General features: G+C 52.8%; 14 protein-coding genes. All 14 read right to left on the bottom strand.

The window, feature by feature from the left end:
* Positions 1 to 404: 404 nt before the first annotated feature.
* On the bottom strand, positions 405 to 680 hold the full coding sequence (locus tag N018_RS20575) for a hypothetical protein (protein WP_024645473.1): 276 nt from the start codon (positions 678 to 680) through the stop codon (positions 405 to 407).
* Between the two features lie 410 nt (positions 681 to 1,090).
* A complete protein-coding gene (locus N018_RS20570; protein ID WP_024645472.1) occupies positions 1,091 to 1,492 on the bottom strand; it encodes a GtrA family protein in 402 nt (133 codons plus the stop codon).
* A gap of 7 nt (positions 1,493 to 1,499) precedes the next feature.
* Positions 1,500 to 2,450: a WxcM-like domain-containing protein gene (locus N018_RS20565; RefSeq protein WP_025390608.1), complete on the bottom strand. Its 951-nt coding sequence runs from the start codon at positions 2,448 to 2,450 to the stop codon at positions 1,500 to 1,502.
* Positions 2,437 to 3,387 carry a glycosyltransferase family 2 protein gene (locus N018_RS20560; RefSeq protein WP_025390607.1) on the bottom strand — a complete coding sequence of 317 codons (951 nt, stop codon included), beginning with the start codon at positions 3,385 to 3,387 and terminating at the stop codon, positions 2,437 to 2,439. Before N018_RS20560 ends, N018_RS20565 begins: the two co-directional genes overlap by 14 nt.
* On the bottom strand, positions 3,384 to 4,487 hold the full coding sequence (locus tag N018_RS20555) for a DegT/DnrJ/EryC1/StrS family aminotransferase (RefSeq protein WP_025390606.1): 1,104 nt from the start codon (positions 4,485 to 4,487) through the stop codon (positions 3,384 to 3,386). Before N018_RS20555 ends, N018_RS20560 begins: the two co-directional genes overlap by 4 nt.
* A gap of 14 nt (positions 4,488 to 4,501) precedes the next feature.
* Positions 4,502 to 6,379, bottom strand: a complete 1,878-nt coding sequence (locus tag N018_RS20550) for a glycosyltransferase family 39 protein (protein ID WP_025390605.1) — start codon at positions 6,377 to 6,379, stop codon at positions 4,502 to 4,504.
* Between the two features lie 63 nt (positions 6,380 to 6,442).
* Positions 6,443 to 11,020, bottom strand: a complete 4,578-nt coding sequence (locus N018_RS20545) for a glycosyltransferase (RefSeq protein ID WP_024645467.1) — start codon at positions 11,018 to 11,020, stop codon at positions 6,443 to 6,445.
* The gene (locus N018_RS20540; protein ID WP_025390604.1) at positions 11,013 to 12,377 is read right to left on the bottom strand and encodes an ABC transporter ATP-binding protein; all 1,365 of its coding nucleotides are present in this window, start codon (positions 12,375 to 12,377) and stop codon (positions 11,013 to 11,015) included. Before N018_RS20540 ends, N018_RS20545 begins: the two co-directional genes overlap by 8 nt.
* A complete protein-coding gene (locus N018_RS20535) occupies positions 12,367 to 13,194 on the bottom strand; it encodes an ABC transporter permease (protein ID WP_025390603.1) in 828 nt (275 codons plus the stop codon). Before N018_RS20535 ends, N018_RS20540 begins: the two co-directional genes overlap by 11 nt.
* Complete coding sequence (gene rfbC, locus N018_RS20530; protein ID WP_025390602.1) at positions 13,194 to 13,739, bottom strand: dTDP-4-dehydrorhamnose 3,5-epimerase; 546 nt, start codon at positions 13,737 to 13,739, stop codon at positions 13,194 to 13,196. Before rfbC ends, N018_RS20535 begins: the two co-directional genes overlap by 1 nt.
* Before the next feature lie 657 nt (positions 13,740 to 14,396).
* Positions 14,397 to 15,326, bottom strand: coding sequence for a glycosyltransferase family 2 protein (locus tag N018_RS20525; protein ID WP_025390601.1), 930 nt, complete (start codon positions 15,324 to 15,326; stop codon positions 14,397 to 14,399).
* 42 nt (positions 15,327 to 15,368) lie between these two features.
* Positions 15,369 to 16,259: a glucose-1-phosphate thymidylyltransferase RfbA gene (rfbA, locus tag N018_RS20520; protein ID WP_024645462.1), complete on the bottom strand. Its 891-nt coding sequence runs from the start codon at positions 16,257 to 16,259 to the stop codon at positions 15,369 to 15,371.
* Positions 16,256 to 17,161 carry a dTDP-4-dehydrorhamnose reductase gene (gene rfbD, locus N018_RS20515; RefSeq protein WP_024645461.1) on the bottom strand — a complete coding sequence of 302 codons (906 nt, stop codon included), beginning with the start codon at positions 17,159 to 17,161 and terminating at the stop codon, positions 16,256 to 16,258. The genes rfbA and rfbD overlap by 4 nt, the downstream gene beginning before the upstream one ends.
* The gene (gene rfbB / locus N018_RS20510) at positions 17,161 to 18,234 is read right to left on the bottom strand and encodes a dTDP-glucose 4,6-dehydratase (RefSeq protein ID WP_024645460.1); all 1,074 of its coding nucleotides are present in this window, start codon (positions 18,232 to 18,234) and stop codon (positions 17,161 to 17,163) included. Before rfbB ends, rfbD begins: the two co-directional genes overlap by 1 nt.
* Between the last annotated feature and the right edge of the window lie 137 nt (positions 18,235 to 18,371).

Here is an 18,371-nt window from a genome sequence, read left to right as displayed (position 1 = left end):
GATTACAAGATGGGAGCCCGCAGCAATGAGCTTTGACATTATTATTTTGAAGCCTACTGACCTCAGTGAAAACGATCTGTCCAACGTCGAGGACGTGCTAGATATTGGATGCCCTGAGGCCGTAATCACATTTCTGGAGTTGGTGTTCCCTGGATGTGCCCAAGGTGCATTTTCGGATGGTGAACGCTACTCGCTCGAGTCTGCTCAGAATGGAGACCCAGTGACCACCATACACCTTACTCTCAGATACGGGCGAGCCTGGTCTGAGGCAACCAATGCTGAGTTCCTGCCCCTGCTCTTGAGGCTCTGCCAATTGCTCCAGTCAGTAGCTTTTGCGGTCTCCGATAACTCAAGGATCACACCTCCCTGCTAAAGACGGCCCATCTTGCTCGCCATAGAGCGGCTCACCTAGCGAATTGGTGCGTGTACTTGATCACATGGGCAGGAAAAAACTCTTCATAAAAAGCAGTGGGAATGCCGAGGATACTTATCTCGATGCAGTCGGGTAGAAGCTCTTCAGCGTAATCCAGAATGGCGACTCCCATAGATGGAATAACCAAGCCTGCTTCGGTTTTTACTGAAAGGGCCAAACCGGACTGGTCGAAGTGATTTGTGCGGCACTCGTTTTTAATAGCAGGATACCCAGTGGTTGGCTCGAACTGGCCGAAAGCAACGCCCATGGGAGGATCTCCACTCTCCAGCGACGAGTAGCCAACCAAAATCAATCCGCTATAAATCGAAAATCGCGCCATCTGATCGCCTATTGCTTGCCGTGGCATTGGATATATATATGGTGTTTATCACTTGATTAGCTTGAATGCGAGAGCGCCGTGGAGGTTCGGAAGATGACTTGGCCGGACGCTTACGGCGATCTGAAGGTGGCAGGTGTTTGGCCATAGTATAGTAAGCCTCCGTTACTTAAAATACATTGGTTTAAATTCTATCAGGTGCTAATACGATACTGATTAATCAGTCTGCTCGTGTATTACCGGTCCAGTTGCCTGAGTCAGTTGCCTGAGTATTGTGCGCTGATTGGCCAAGGTTGGCTGACCTGCCCGATGATTAAACCTGCACTGAACCCACTGTGACTTCAACGCGCGGTAGATTTCGCCGAAAAAGCAAATTTTGAAAGAATAAATGTGACAGGTAGTGTCAGGAATATCGCACACAGCGGTGCTAATCGCTCGTCGAACTGCAGTTTCTCAACCCAGCACCAGAGTATGACCAGGCTCAAGCCGTACTGAATTGCATAAATCAGCGGTAGCAGAACAACCGAGCGCATACCCTGGTGGCTCTTGAATACAAAAAACCGATTCAGAACATAAGCCAATAGAATGCCCGTCAAATAAGATATTGTGTAGCTGACTTTATAAGACAGAAACATCAATAGGACCAGGTAGATGCCGTAGGTCAAGGCGGTATTGAAACCGCCCGACATCAGGAATCTGGCAAAGTCTTGCTTCAAGAATTTTGAGACAGCCTGATTCATCATTGAGCCGTTATTCAGCGTTCGCGATCAGGGATTTAAACTCTTCGTAATTACGAATGTAGTCCCCTGCATCATAGTAATGCGAGGCAAATACCAACAGCACGGCATCCTGAGAATAGCGATACTGGATGCCCCAGGTCATCGGTGGCAGGTGGATACCTTGGTTCGGTTTGTCGAGAATAAACTCTTCACGATTGATACCGTCGTCCGCTACAACATGAACCGAGCCTTTTACTGCAACAAGGAATTGGTGGCAGATACGGTGTGCGTGCTCGCCTCGGGTCTCGGCAGTTGGAACGTCATAAACAAGGAAATAACGTTCGCTCTTGAAGGGCACCGAGCGCTCGAATTCGCCTGCCGATAAGCTACCGCGAATGTCGGCCACTTCATTCATGGTGTGCAGAGTAACGTTCTTAACCGACGTAGCGGTTACGCCAGGTGCAGCCTTTTCTGGACGTGTTTCGCTGCTGGCGTTGACAGGCTTAGCATCCACGTAACCAATGATCTTGGCCGGGTTGCCCACCACTATCGCGTTAGGCGGTACAGAACGGGTTACGACAGCACCTGCGCCTACCATGGCGTTGATGCCGATGGTAATACCCGGCAGAATCGTGCAGTTAGCGCCCAGTGATGCGCCTTTTCTGATGATGGTTCGAGCAAAGGTCTGCGGATAGACCTTACTGCGCGGGAACAAATCATTGGTAAAGGTGGCGTTGGGGCCGATGAAGACATCGTCCTCGATGGTAATGCCATCCCAGACCTGCACGCCGCACTTCAATGTCACCCTATCGCCGATGATAACGTCGTTCTCGATGAATACGTGGTCGCAGACGTTGCACTCACCGCCCAGGCGTGCGCCTGGCAGGATATGCGCGAATGCCCAAACTCGCGAATCTTTTCCGATATTCTCGGACTCGCACAGCGCGTGGCTGTGAACAAAGAAATCCTTACCGCTGCTCATCTGTTTCTCCAAATCCCTCGATCCGCATCGGGATTGCCAAGGGTCTATTCTTTGTGTTTTCGTAAGTGCGCCACGCATAGGAACCGACGATGCCTAATCCCAGCAAGTTCAGGCAGCCAAGAAAAGTGATGGCCAGCATGATCATTGCGTAGCCAGGTACTTCGATTCTGCCTTCGAGCTTGGCAATCAGTGTAAACACACCAAACAGCGCAGCCAGTGTAGAGCCGAATGCGCCGACTCTGGTCAATATCCGTATGGGCATGTCCGTGAAGGAAAACACGCTATCCATGAGGTAATTGACCTTTTTACGCAGGGTCCACGCTGAAGTACCGTGAACCCGCTCCTGCCGGGTATAGGTGACTACTTCGCGGCGATAGCCCATCCAGAATATCTGCGCGATGAGAGAACTGTGACGCTCCTCAAGGGTGAGCAAAGTATCCCGAAAGGCTTTGTTGCAGGCGAACATATCGACACCGCCTGGTGGTATTTCGGGAATGACATAGCGACGGTAGAAACCCCAGAAAATCTTTGAAGCAGTCCGCGTCGCCCACGGGTCCTGACGGCCTTCACGCACACCGACTACTACATCGATATCGCCGCGCATCAGGACCGTGTTCATTTCCAGAACCAGTTCCGGTGGCTCCTGAAGATCGGCAGCCATTACCGCAAAACGGTCGCCGGTTCCATGCTGCAGTCCAGTCCGGATAGCCATGAAAGAACCGAAGTTTCTGGATAGCAGAATCAGCTTCGACTTGAACGATTGCGACGGCAGTTGCTCCCTGAGTATTTCGTAACAGCGATCGGGGCTGCCGTCCACAACGAACACGACTTCAAGCTCGTGTCCGAGTTGCTTATCCAGCGCCGTTACGGCAACGAGCAAATCCGGGAGATTACTCTCGTTGCGATATACGGGAATGACCAACGTCAGCAAAGTCATATCTCCTTGGAAAAGTATGCGGTCACAGCATCAATGACGCGGTCAACTTCTTCGTCACTTAGGCCGGGGAAGCAGGGCAGGGAGATGACGGTATCACATGTACGCTCGGTCACGTCCAGCGCCACGGACGGCGAGGCTGAGTACGCTGGTTGCTTGTGGTCGGCGATCGGGTAGTGAATATCCGTGCTGACCGACTTCTCTTTGAGCGCAGCAGCAAGTGCAGCCCGATCTTTCGCGCGAATAACATAAAGATGGGCGACATAATCTTCCGACACCGAGGAGGGAAGCTCGATATCCAGCCCCGCGAACGCTTCGTTATAGCGCTTGGCGATGGAGCGGCGCTGTTCGTTCCAGGTGTCCAGATGCGGCAACTTGATACGCAAAATTGCCGCTTGCATCTCGTCGAGCCGGCTGTTGCGGCCACCCGGGATTGCAACGCGGTATTTCTGGTCCCAGCCGTATTGACGAAGCTGGCGGATACGTGCAGCCAGGGCGTCATCACCGGTAACCACTGCGCCGCCGTCACCTAGAGCGCCCAGGTTTTTAGTCGGGTAGAAGCTGAAGCAGGCGATGGTGCCAAAGCTGCCTGCTTGCTTGCCATTGCGTCGAGCTCCATGGGACTGCGCGCAGTCCTCAAGCACCGGAACACCAGCAGCAGAGGCGATCTGAACGATCTCTTCGATATTCGCCAATTGACCGTACAGGTGTGTGACGATGATGGCTGCTGGCTTTTCCTTGGCTATCACTGCTTCCAGAGAATTTTTGCAGAGTGTCAATGTCGCTGGATCGACATCCGCATACACAGGCGTCGCGCCAACTGCGTGAATAGCTGTGCTGCCGTAGAAGCCGGCGTTTGCCACGGCGACGACACGGTCACCCCCGACAACGCCCAGCCCCTTGAGGGCAAGTTCCAATGCGTCGGAGCCGTTCGCCACGCTTATACAATGTTGTACGCCGACATACGCAGCGAACTCTTCCTCGAACAGCTTTACTTCGTTACCCAAAACGTACCAGTGGCTGTCCAGAACTGCCCTTAACGGCGTAGCGAAATCAAGTCCAGCGTTAGCTTTGATGGCTGAGAAAAGCGGAATATTTTCCATTGGGGTTTCCATGATCAGTGAGACGAACGGCTGATGGATGCGCATACATCAGGCATTGTAAAAATTTTGAAGGTCGAGGTGACAGTATAAAGTTTTAGGTCGCACTTGTCGGGAGGCGAAACCGCAGGAATAACGCCTTCGTAGCCGCTGCGAAGGGCAGTCGGGTCAGCCAGTGCGCTAGCGACGTCTGGTCGTTTGACGTCTATTCTGATTGCGCTGATAACTTTCCCCGCCTCTACAGCGATGACGTATTCTGGCGAACCTTCGGTTGTCGAAGGCACACTCCAGCCTCTCAGCGACCAGCCGTCAGACGTTTTTCTAACTTCGTCGATGGTGCCCGCCGCGCCAGGTTGTCCGAAAGGAATCTTGATGAAAAACTCGCCATTGGTAACGGACAAACGCTCTGTCAGTTGCGCGGCACTTAGGGTGTCATTACTCGAACTTCTACCTGAACCGCTCGCCAGAACTGCTTCTGTCACTGCCTTGCCGATGGCCGATTTCTGGATATTCTTGGGGCTCAGGGTGTTTTCATTCCAGGCAACCATGTTCGTCCATGCCATCCATGCAGCCACCACAACCAGCCATTTCAGGTGAAACCGGTTTGACCTGACATCTCTTGCAGATGACGCAGCGTTTTTGGCGCGAGCGTGGCTCATACTGGCAAATGCTATGAGTAATGCCAGAAACGGAATCGTGACGAACAGGTACCGACCCTGCGGTTGAGGCAAAGAGTTCTGTGACGCGAGTAGGCTGAGCAGGGTTATCGAAGGAAACAGGCCCAGAATCATAACCAGTGGCAGCAGATAATTCAGCAGAAATAACCGCGTATTATCGCGTGAATAAACGCGCGCTGTCTGGAAAATGGCTGCTGTCACAAGTAAAAAGAACAACACTGCCGCGCCCATATAATAGGTCGAAGGCAGAAATATGTTCATCCAGCCGGTAGTTGAAAAATAGCTCGTTAGCGTAAGGCTGAGCCACGGAAGGACATTTCTCATATTGAATAGATGCCCGGAACACCCGATGTAACAGGTTCCGAAACCCGCGGCAGGGTTGTTTTTGTGCAAGGCAACGAAGTCAATCTGTCCAGATATCCCTGAGATCTCACCATATTTCATAAAGGTGACAACCAGCATGGGTACAGAAACGATAGCCGCAACGATTACCATCGTCGGGATATGTCGCTTCAGACTTTTGCCCCCCCAAAAATGATGTGCGGCAAGCATGACCACGACGAAGACCAAGGCGGGCAGCAAATATAGTTTTGCCAGGAACATCAGGCCGATCGCACCGCCCAGGCACATCGCGGCCAGCTTGTTGGGTGCTTTCAAAAAGCCTAGAAGCGCACTGATCATCAGCGACACACTCATCAGCCCGAATGCGTCACTGTTGAAATATGAGAAAACAAAAGAGACTTGCGGAATCAGTGCGATCACAAGCGCAGCAAGAGCGGCAGATTTTTTCGGCATCCCTGCGCGATGTGCGATACGGAACAAGGCGCAGATAAACACGGCGCCCAGTATCCAGTTAAAGCATCTTGCAGCGAGGTAGCCCAGTTCGCTAGGTACCATCCAGCCCAGTCCGTAGGAAGTGACCAGTGCGCCTATGACATGAGGGAAGGGGAGGCCGTGGTACCAGAACTCTCCAGGTTGCCAGGTATATCCCGAGATAGACCCAGTGAGCGCTTGAGCCGGCTCCGTAGCGCTCGGCAGCGAGTGGAACGTTTTCAGGTATTCCAGCAAAAAGAAATGCGTTGACTCGTCAGGTGCTCCATTAAACGCAATCCCTGCTGACCAGACAGCGAGTAGAAGAAAGTAGGTGACGGCCAGCACCCGTTGATAACGGGTGCTGGACCAGCCTGACAGATTGTCTGGGTGGTTGGATTCAAACACGAGCAACCCTCGATACAACAAGTGTTTGCGCTACGCTGCATGTAGGCTTATAGAGTTCCAGAATCAATTTTTGATCCTCGGAGGCCAGGCGAGGCTGAAGTCTTCGTGATCCAGCGTCAAGTTAGGGCTGTAGGCGTAGTCGACCATAATATTTGGCCAGCGATTTTTGATGTAGCGGATCTCTTGTCCGAATCGCTCCTGCTTTTGAGGGGTGTCTTCCAGGCCGCGCGTAGCTGATTCGTGGTGGTACAGTTCGGAGAACGGCGTCCAGACGTTAAGATAGCCTGCCTCCTGCACCCTCAGACAAAAATCCACGTCATTGAAAGCAATCTTCAAATCGGCTTCGTTCAAACCGCCGACTTCGTCAAAAATCGATTTTTTGATGATTAGGCACGCGGCCGTCACTGCCGAGAATTCCTGAATCAACTCTGCTCTGCAGAAATAGCCGTGAGCACCTTTTGGAAGGTATTTATGCGCATGGCCTGCAACACCACCTATCCCTACTACAACGCCGCCATGTTGCAGCCTGTTATCGGGATACCACAGTCTTGCGCCTACCGCTCCTACCTTGGGCTGCAACGCAATCGAGACCATCTCGCCAAGCCACTCCGGCGTGATAACTTCAATGTCGTTGTTGATAAGACCGATCAACTCACCATTGGCAATACGTACAGCGCCGTTGTTAAGCGCAGAATAGTTGAACGGACCATCGTCACGCAGCACGCGAATATTGTCTTCCTGATCAATTTTCGCGAAGTATTCCAACGATTCAGGATCATCCGAACCGTTGTCTATCAGAATGATTTCATAATTCTTGTACGTAGTTAGATTCTGGATGCTGTCAATACACTGCTTCACTAATGCGTGAGCATTCCGCGTCGGGATGACAAGCGTAACCAGCGGCAGTGTTTCCGGCAGGTTGTAGTGCACACGATACTGACCGGTGGGTAACAACTCTGTCGTACCAACCCCGCCTTTACGCTGCAGGTGTTCATCAAGTGCTTTGACACCCGCCAATGCAGCATAAGGTTTTTCGTCGCCTGCCATTGCCGTACTGCCAGCATGTATACGCCAGTGATAAAGCACACGTGGGATGTGGATGATCTGATCACTTCTGAGTTTTTCTACGCATCGCAGGGCCAGGTCGTAATCCTGAGCACCCTCAAATCCTGTACGGAATTGCCCAACCTCATTGACGAGGTCACGACGATAGGCGCCAAGGTGACAGATCATATTTTGTGAGCGAAACAGAAACTCGTTCCAGTCCGACTTGAAATAAGGCGCGCTACGATTGCCATCGGTATCGATCTTGTCCTCATCAGAGTAGATCACACCCACTTCCGGGTTTTCACGGATTGTGCGGGCAACCCAGTAAAGCGCGTGAGCAGGTAGCAAATCGTCATTATCCATAAGGGCAACGAACACGCCTTTGGCTACTTCCAGCGCAGAGTTACTGGCCTGAGATATATGACCATTGCTGCCGCGGAAGACGACTTTGATGCGTTTGTCTTGTGCCTTGAGAGATTTCAGGTATTCGATGACGGCAGGGTTCGTCGATGCATCGTCAGCGAGACATAGTTCCCAATTGGTGTAGAGCTGCGCACGTACGCTGTCTACTGCTTCACGCAAAAGGTCCAGTGGCGGATTATAGACCGGCATGATGATAGAAATGAGCGGGTATTCAACCCAGCGATTCATGTGCTCATTGATACGACTGATCTCTGCGTCGCCCAGAGTGTCGTAGTACTGTACCCAGCGAGAATAATCATGTCGATCCGGAACTTCGCGAAGCTCGCTTCCAACGAAAGCATGTTGCGCTTCACCTCGTACCCAACGGGCTTGTGCAATAACGCCAGTCAGGCCCCTAAGCCGCCAGACTTGATAAGCTTTTTTGGCGGTGCTGGAAAGACCTCCCCCGCGTTGAATAATCAATGGAAGCGAGGAGGCGACACGTTTGGCCCGGAAAAGTGATCTGGCTATTTTTCTTAGAGGGGCCGTTAATTTCCAGCTTTGCGATGACTGCATTGCCATAATGTGCAGATTAAGGTTGTGAACATGCGTATCTTTGTCGATCAATGCTTGGCGGTGATTTTCCTGTGCAGCCAGGATAGCAATCTCATACTCTGCCAATTTAGCACGGTGTTTTTCTAGAGCGTCGACTGTAGCGGCATCGATATCTGCTAATACCCGAAGGTGATCGGCCTGAACCTGGAGGTTGGCGGCCTCAAGGTTTTCAGTCGCTATGCGGTGACTCTCTTGGGCGGCCAGATTTGCAGCTTCACGTTCTTTCAGGGCGAGCAAATAGCTTTCCTGAGACGCCAAGTGTTCGGCTTCCAGCTTTTCCAGGGCAAGTCGATGCTTTTCCTGCACGGCCAGATTTTCAGCTTCAATATCTTCCAACGCCAGGCGATGACTTTCCTCCGCTGCGAGGTTAGCTACTTCAACAGCCTCTAGAGCTGAGCGATCTTTAAGATTCAAATCCGATATAGACTCAAGCGCTAGCTTGAGCTCCTCTTCCTGTTGAAGGAGTCGTTCAGCGACCTGGCCTTCCGTGAATAAAGTAAACGCGATCTGTATTTTGAACGACTTCCCTGCTAATAGCGAATTGAGATCAACCGGAAGTACAATGTGGGGATCATCATCCAACGCCATGAACATCGTGCTGTCATTGACATCATTAACAAAGGCGGTAGTGCCAGCAGCGTTAAGAGGTGCCTGTGCGCTATCGCTCCAGGACCACACCTTCACATTCGCTTCAAAGATGGTAATTGCGTCAATCGAAAATGACTGACGGATGTTCGTGGGGTCAAATCGCAACGTGGCGCATCGGTACGTCGCAGGGACTGTGAACACTAGCGTCTGGCGTCCATCATGTACAAACTGACTTATCGTCCGCTCTTCTTTGAAATTTCCATCCGCATCGCCCATGTAGAGTGTCGCTAATTTAGGCGTTTTGTCTTTCAGGGAACCCATTTTCTGAATGGTTGCTTCTGGTGACCAGTTTAGAAAGCTCGCAGCCTCACGACCGGTCACCCGTTCTTGAAACATGGCTTCCAGAACGGCATAGCGATTCAGCTCTTCTTCAGTAATGTCAAGGCCTGCATGGCCTATCAACTGGAGAATAAAATCGCGTCGGCTGATCATGGTGGTGCTTGGGTAGAAAGGAATTGTAGAGGCGATCAGCAGCAGGAGGCCGCGCATCAGCAGGTGCCCCAGCTCGACGCCTTCCTTCATCTCCCATTCGATATCTATAAGGTGCGGTTTACCTTCGCCATCGATAATGATGTTCTGGGAAACTGCGTCGATGTAATGACCTGGCAGGCAGACGTCGATATTATCAAGCGCGCTTGCATGCCCTTCGGCAGCCAAGAGATAGCTGAGGCTATCCAGATATGTCTTTAAGAATGGAGTGAAGGTCTCAACCGTCCAGTTTTGCGTGGTTGAGGCATCAAGGAATTGCAAGCTGAGCAAATCGCCTTTTGCGTAGCCGTGAGCCGCAGGAAGTATGAACCTGAAGGGATCTCCCGGGCTCTCCTCTGATTCGATACCGGCCAAGCGCTGATATTGAACCTCGATTCCTTCCGGCTTATCGATGAAAACCGATGCCTTGCAGTATTCGGCATTGCGACCTGTACTGTAGTGGTAGGCCAGGACGTCGGCAGGAACTGCCTCATACTGCTGGCACGATGCAACAACCAGAAAAGAGTTGGCGAGGTCCATGCCCAAGTGATTCTCGATGACTACAGGCCAGGCTCTTTCAAGGTTAAACGTAGTAGTCGATGGTAACTGTGGATCTTTCCTGGTGTTCTGGCAGGCCAATGCCGCTGCGTCGAATTTATCGGTTTTGAAACCGTTCTCAGTTATTAGAGAATTTGGAATCTTGTAGTCGGGATAAGGTGATAAAAAGCTTGATGATGCAAACCCTGCACGGGCTATCAATTCGTCTAGTCCTTTACGGCCAAATGTTTTCGGCTGGCGGTCGGCGTACCGCCCTTCAATGCCATACATCGCTACACCAACGTGATCTTCCGGCGCGCCAGCAAAATATTTGAGGCCGAGTTGGTTCTCGATGGCAATAAACAGATGTCCGTCAGGCTTGAGCAGCTTTCGAACCCGCTCCAGCATCCCTAGCGCAGGATTTTCGTCATTGCTGAACATGCTGGCGTATTCTAGTACACCGATGAGTGTCACTACGTCGAATGTCTGATCAACCTTGAAGTCGTCGAACCGTTCAGCAAGCACTGTGACGTTATCCAAGTCACGTGTTCTGCTCGCTGCAATTGCAGCGCGGCGGGGGCTGCCTTCCAGCGCGAGTACGTTGGCACCGACCTCGCCGAGGTAGCGGCTGATCGCACCGCAACCCGCACCGATTTCTAGAACTGATTTATCTTTCAGAAGATGGTCGAACGGCCGAAAGATGTTTCCGCGAGTAGAACTCAGGTGATAAAGCTTTGGCCAGTCCGTGCAGTAGTGCGGAAGCTCGCTCGACAACACCGACACATCGCTCGCTTCACAAACTATCTTCGCCAGCTCGTTTTCCGAGCTGTCGCCGTCGCTGTAGGCAATACCTTGATAATCAGTGCGCACCCATACCGCGGTGTCTGAATCCAGGAGGTAGCCATATCTATCAAGTTCAAACATCGACAATTACCGGTTCAATTTCCATGGAGGCGCAAAGGTCTATCAGGCCTAAGAGCTTCGGAGTAGGTTCTACAATAAAATGTATCGAGTCATAGCGTCTGTCGTGGGGCACGATTTCTTCGCTTTGCCGGGAGGCAATACCTATGGAAATGAAGTAATCACCGGTCGCCAGTGCGTTTCTGAATTTCACACGTGCTTTTGCCTGTCTGCCAGCGCTGCCTATCAAGGCCGTGCCGTCGCAATCCTGCATATAAGAGTTAGTGCCGTATACGGTCACACCCTCTTTGGTCTTGATCGTAAAACCGATAATCGGATTGACCACCGTACGGTTGAATTGCAGCGCCAGGTCAAGAACGATGTCTTCACCTGACTCGACACTGTTGGGAAATTCTCGTCCCGATGCATTCATATGGAAGTCGAGAAGCGTTGCCGCCCCATCTCCCCATCGGTATTCATGAGGGTTGTAGCCAGGTCTGCTGGCGTACACGTCCTCATCGAACCTTAGCGCTATCTTGTCGGTTTCAACTGGCGCTGCTTCAACTCGCTCCGCTTCGGCCAAGTCAAGGCTCTTGTCGGTGATAGGGCTCTTGTCACGCCCGAACAGAAGGTCGGTATAACGATTGATGACCGGGCGCGATTCGCCAATCATTTCGATCCTGCTCTTTTCAAGCAAAATCGCGCGATTGCAGTGAGTAACGACCTGTTCGCTGGAATGCGTGACGAGCAGGATGCTGGTGCCGTTTTCCTTGAGCTGCCTCAGACGCTCGAAGCATTTCGCTTGAAACCGTGCATCACCGACGGAGAGTGCCTCGTCCACAACAAGGATTTCCGGTTCGACCTGCGCCTGAACCGCAAATGCCAGGCGTACTGCCATGCCGCTTGAGTATGATTTGACCGGCTGGTCAAGGAATTCACCAATGTCAGCGAAGCCGGCGATTGCATCAAAGCGCTCGTCCACTTCGTCGCGAGTCAAGCCAAGAACTGCTGCGTTCAGGTAAACGTTTTCACGACCGGTGAACTCCGGATTGAAGCCCGAACCCAGCTCCAGCAATGCCGCGACCCGGCCACGGGTATGAATCTCGCCGATGGTGGGGCTTAACGTACCGCAAATGATCTGCAGCAAGGTGGACTTGCCAGAGCCGTTTCGACCGACAACACCGACCGTTTCGCCTTTGCCGACATCAAAGCTGATATCGCGCAGCGCCCAGAATTCCTTGCCGTAAGTCGTCGCAGGTTGACCCGACCAGCGCTGGAGTCTCGGCACCAGTGCCTGCTTCAGGCGGTCATGGGGCTTGTCGTAGGTGTAAAAACACTTCGAGACGTTTTGTACGCTGATAACCGGTTGATCAGATGACATCAGCGAATCCTTTACGTGTCTTTTGGAAGAACCAGAACCCCATGGCGGCGATCACTGCGCCGATAGCAATGGCGATACCCAGACTGCCCCAATGAGGGAGGTTGCCGAACAGCAGCACGCTGCGGCTCTCTTCGATAATGTAGGTGAGCGGGTTCATCTGCAGCCAAGGACGATACACTTCGGGGAGTGCCGCCACAGGGTAAAGAACCGGCGAGAGGAACAGCAGGACAGTTGTCAGAACCGTAATCACGTGGCCGACATCGCGCAAGTACACCCCCAGCGACGCGAGAAACCAGCTGATACCCAAGGTGCCTAGAATGAGTGGCACGAGAATCAGCGGGAACAGCAGGGCTGTCCAGAAAAGTGTGTGCGAGATCAGCAGTTGTGCGATCACGAGCACTATCAAGCTTATGCAGCTGTGAAAAAGCGCTGAGCCCAGTGTGATCACCGGCAGAATCTCCAGCGGAAACACTACTTTCTTGACGTAATTACTGTTGCTCATCACCAGCGAGGGGGCTCTGTTGGCGCACTCTGCAAACAAACCATGCACAATCATCCCGACGAAAAGCAGAATCGCAAAGCCGCCTTTGCCAGTGTCCACGCCAACCCAGCGCGCGCTGAAAATTTCGGAAAAGACGAAGGTGTAAACAGCCAGCATCAAGACCGGATTGAAGAATGACCAGGCCAGGCCCATCACTGAGCCGCGATAACGGCCAATAACTTCTCGCTTGGTCATTTGTGAGATCAATGACCGGTTCGTCCAAAGGCTGGCAACCAGGCGTATAGGCCCCGCTGAAGGGGTTTTATGAGGGTTCATTAAGCGAACACCTCAGCGTCTTCGAACGCGACGGCTTTCTGATCTTTGGCGGAAAGTGATGGCGCATCGCTAAACGGCCATTCAACGCCAACTGTCGTGTCATTCCACGCGAGGCTGCGCTCGTGTTCCGGTGCCCAGTAATCTGTAGTCTTGTAGAGGAATTCCGCGCTTTCGGACAAAACGACGAAACCATGGGCAAAGCCTTCAGGTATCCAGAGCTGTTTTTTGTTTTCGGCGGTGAGATGCAGGCCCACCCATTTGCCGAAGGTCGGTGAGCTTTTGCGCAGGTCAACTGCCACATCGAACACTTCACCCGCAGTTACCCTGACAAGCTTGCCCTGCGGCTGTTGAATTTGATAATGCAAACCGCGAAGCACGCCTTTGGCCGAACGGGAGTGGTTGTCCTGAACGAATTTGACTGGCCGGCCAACAGCCTCTTCGAATGCCTTCTGATTAAAGCTTTCAAAGAAAAAACCGCGATCGTCGCCAAAGATTTTAGGCTCAAATACGATGACGTCTGGAATGGCGAGGCGTGTTGCATTCATAGGTAACGTATCTCCGAAATGCTCATCGGGGCCTGCTGATGCGGCCCTGGCTGGGACAGGCGTCTATTGGAAGACGCTTGCGCCATGGAATTGGGTAACGCTGGTGAAAAGCGTTCTGCGATATCTGAGCTCACTGGCATCGAGGTGAGCCATGGGCTGCCCACCTGGGCGGAGAGTAGCTGCGCTGGATAAGGAGGTAAGCCTTTGTTGCTGCGAGGCGCGGGGCATGCATCGTCTATTTGTAATTTTTCCGATGTAGGTTGCAACGAGGAGTCACGCGAAATTTTCATTGCAGGACGGTTCACAAAATAAAGCGTATCGGCCATTCGCACTCATCGCCTCAAGGGCAACGCTAGTCCTGTCATCCTTGCTGGGCGGTACAAGTGACCCACCCTTTCAGCTCTGGTTCCGTTTGCCCTGCTACCTGCCTGGTTGAGCGTCTGAATACCGAAAACAAAGGCTTGCACATTAACATATGCCGCTGCCGTAGAACATTCAGTGCCCCGTGAAATTAGGCGATTGCTGTGCGGCGCCGATATCTATGCTGCGGATGATTGCAGTCACGTTTATCCATTTAAATCTTTTATTTTCAAGGGGTTGCGATAGGTCGTCGTGGGGCGACGAAGGTGGATCGCTCTGAATGAGCACCGTGTGGAGCTAGTGATTATTTCGCCGTTCAGGTTTGTTCAGCAGCGCTGCCAGGCAGGCGATGATGAAGAAAATCTTGTCGCGGGGCCTTCTGCGACATTGTCCGGCCTTGAAAGCGAGTCGGAGAAATAACCATCGTGTACCGGTCGTCTTTCTCGTAAACAGAACCTCATCGCTTCCGGTCAACTGGCTAATCAGCAGCACCTGTCCCGCCCACCAGCCGTCGGTAATCATTTTCAGGCGCGTGATGAGTGATGCAAGTCCGGTATTGGCGCCGACCTGATTATTGGCATGTTGACGGTAGTCCATGCCGGGAGCCGGATCGATAAACCATCGGTAGCCGTGACTGCGAGCAAATGCGTAGCAGTACCAGTCATGCAGGCTGACAGCCTGCGCTGATTCCCAATGTGAAGTGAGCGATGCCTTGAAAGCGTCCGCAAGCGGGCGTTTCAATACATAGGTACAACCGGGGCCGGCCGCTTCGAACATATGGTCCCATCGAACCTGAGGCTGGGCCTTGTCCAGTAATACTCGCTGTCCATGGGGCCAGAATGCGATGACATTGCTTGAGTAGGCGTCATGCTTACCCGACGTCAGGGTCGATACAGCACGCTCAAGCTTGTCCTGGTACCAAATATCGTCCTGATCGGAGAACGCTACGTAATCAAACGACGAGAAGTCGACATCCCTGATCAGGCGAAAAAAGTTGCGTGACGCTCCACCGAATCGTCCGGCGGGCGGTAGCAGGTAGATATTCGCATGGCGTTGCGCATAGTCAGCACACCACGCTTCAGTGCCGTCCGAGGAAGTATCGACACTGATGAATACGCTGACGCAGACATTTGTCTGCTTCAGTAGGGACTCAAGTTGCGCCTCTATCCACGCCATACCGTTATAGGCTGCCAGTAGCACGGCTACCCTGGGGAAAACAGATGCCATGCTGTTCACAGCCTTGCGGTATGGGGGATGAAGTTTACAGTCTTAAAACGAGCCCAGATCAAGCAGCTTCTGCAAATACTGGCCATAACCAGTCTTCTTCAGTTTCTGAGCCTGCTCACCCAACTGAGCTGCAGTGATCCAGCCGTTGGTGTAGGCAATCTCTTCCAGGCACGCTACTTTCCAGCCTTGGCGCTGCTCGATGGTGTGCACAAAATGGCTCGCTTCCAGCAGCGATTCGTGAGTCCCCGTGTCAAGCCAGGCAAAGCCACGACCGAGAATTTCTACGGTCAGACTCTTCTGCTCAAGGTAGGCACGGTTTACATCGGTGATTTCCAGCTCGCCGCGCTCGGACGGCTTGATGTTCTTCGCGATTTCAACAACCTGATTGTCGTAGAAGTACAGGCCAGTGACTGCATAGCTGGACTTCGGAGCCGCAGGCTTCTCTTCGATGCTCAAGGCACGACCTGTATCGTCGAACTCGACAACACCAAAGCGCTCCGGGTCGGAAACGTGATAGCCGAAAACAGTTGCACCGTTAGTCTGCTGGCTGGCAGAGCGCAGGTTGTCGGAGAAGTGTTGGCCGTAAAAAATGTTGTCGCCCAGGATCAGGCAGCAAGGGTCCTTGCCGATGAATTCTTCTCCGATGATGAAGGCTTGTGCCAGGCCATCAGGAGTAGGTTGCTCGGCATAGGTGAGCTGAATGCCGTATTGGCTGCCGTCGCCCAGCAGTTTGCGGAAGCTTGGCAAGTCTTCTGGTGTTGAAATGATCAGCACTTCACGCATGCCTGCCAGCATCAGCACTGACAGAGGGTAGAAAATCATCGGCTTGTCGTAGATCGGCAGCATCTGCTTGGATACGCCAAGGGTGAGCGGATGCAAGCGAGTGCCCGAGCCGCCGGCCAGGATGATGCCTTTACGATTAATGGTGGTCATTTATTCAGAGTTTCCATGAGCATTCGGGCTACACCACTTTGCCAGTCAGGCAGGTGCAGAGAAAAATTGTGGCGCAGCTTTTCTGTGTTCAAACGCGAATTCAGAGGGCGTTGCGCTGGCGTCGGGTATTCGATCGTGCCGATGGGGTTGATCGTTTCTACCGCCAAGGGTTCCCCGTGGTCGCGCGCGAAATCAATTACATATTGCGCATAGGCGTGCCATGACACTTCGCCAGCAGGTGCCAGATGATAGATGCCGCAAAGCTCTGGCCTTGAAAGCGTCTGCTGCAAGGCTGCTGTCGCGATGTCGGCCAGCAATTCCGCACCTGTAGGGGCGCCAATCTGATCGGCGATTACATTCATCGTCGGGCGATCTTTTGCAAGACGCAGCATGGTCTTGGCAAAGTTGTTGCCGCGCGCTGCGTACACCCAGCTGGTACGGAAGATCAGGTGTTTGCAGCCTGAGGCAGCAATAAGTTGCTCGCCTTCTAGTTTGGTTGCGCCGTAATAGTTGACCGGAGACACCGCATCGCTTTCTTTCCATGCAGTGCCTCCCGTACCGTCGAACACGTAGTCGGTCGAGTAATGAACCAACAGCGCGTCCAGCGTGAGGGCCTCTTCTGCAAGGACCTGACTTGCCAGCGCATTGACCGTGTGCGCGAGCTCTCGCTCGGTTTCGGCCTTGTCGACAGCTGTATAGGCTGCTGCGTTGACGATAACCTGAGGTTGAACGCTGCGAAGGGTGTTTCGCAAACCGTTCAGGTCAGACAGATCGCCAGTAAGCTCTCCGTAGGCCGTCGAAACAGTATGGCGATCAAGAGCAACCACTTCGCCCACTACAGCGAGCGAACGCTGCAGCTCCCAGCCAACCTGGCCGTTTTTTCCCAGCAGAAGAATTTTCATCATTTATCGGCGCGTGCTGTGTAGTTTTTATCTATCCACTGCTGGTAGCTGCCGCTTTTGACGTGAGCTACCCACTCAGGATTATCGAGATACCACTGCACGGTCTTGCGAATTCCGGATTCGAAGCTTTCTTCCGGCACCCAGCCCAGCTCTCGTTGGATTTTGCTGGCATCGATAGCGTAGCGCAGGTCGTGGCCCGGACGGTCCTGAACATAAGTGATCAGGCTTGCATGCGGAAGATGAGCGGAGTCAGGACGCAGTTGGTCGAGAAGGGCGCAGACCGCGTGTACCACTTCGAGGTTCTGCTTCTCGTTGTGACCACCGATGTTGTAAGTCTCGCCGATCTCGCCCTCGGTTACGACTTTGTAAAGTGCGCGGGCATGGTCTTCGACGTAGAGCCAGTCACGCACCTGATCGCCTTTCCCGTAAATGGGCAGTGGCTTGCCTTCCAGCGCGTTGAGGATGATCAGAGGGATCAACTTCTCGGGGAAATGGCACGGGCCGTAATTGTTCGAGCAGTTGGTGACCAGCGTTGGCAGGCCGTAGGTGCGGCTCCATGCACGTACCAAGTGGTCGGAGCTGGCCTTGCTGGCCGAGTAGGGTGAGCTTGGCTGATATGGGGTTGTTTCCGTGAAGAGATCTTCCGGGCCTTCCAGATCGCCATACACTTCATCGGTCGAAATATGGTGGAAGCGAAAGTTGGCTTTGCGCGCTTCGTCCAGTTGGCTCCAGTAGCCGCGTGCAGCTTCAAGCAGCGTATAGGTGCCAATAATGTTGGTCTGGATGAATTCCGACGGACCGGTGATTGAGCGATCAACGTGGGATTCGGCAGCCAGGTGCATGACGGCATCGGGCTGATGCTGTTTAAAAACCCGATCCACATCCTCACGGTTGCAGATGTCTACGTGTTCAAAAGCGTAACGCTCGCTCTTGTCGGCGGACTGAAGTGATTCAAGATTGCCCGCATAGGTAAGCTTGTCGACGTTTACGACGGAGTCGGTCGTATTGGCAATGATGTGCCGAATGACCGCCGAACCGATGAAGCCAGCACCGCCTGTTACTAAGATCTTCAAAAGAGTATCTACCTTGGGTTATGACAAGGCTCTGCCTGGTCCGTGGAAACAATCGCTGATCAGTCGCCGTCTTAAGACATCTGTTTGCGTTAAACATTAGTGTCTAAAATGATGTGGATGAACGGCGGTTTAAGAAC

The sequence above is a fragment of the Pseudomonas syringae CC1557 genome (assembly GCF_000452705.1).
GTDB classification, from domain to species: Bacteria; Pseudomonadota; Gammaproteobacteria; order Pseudomonadales; family Pseudomonadaceae; genus Aquipseudomonas; species Aquipseudomonas syringae_F.
The sequence above is the reverse complement of the archived record's forward strand: the minus strand, read 5'-3'. Positions and strand labels throughout refer to the sequence as shown.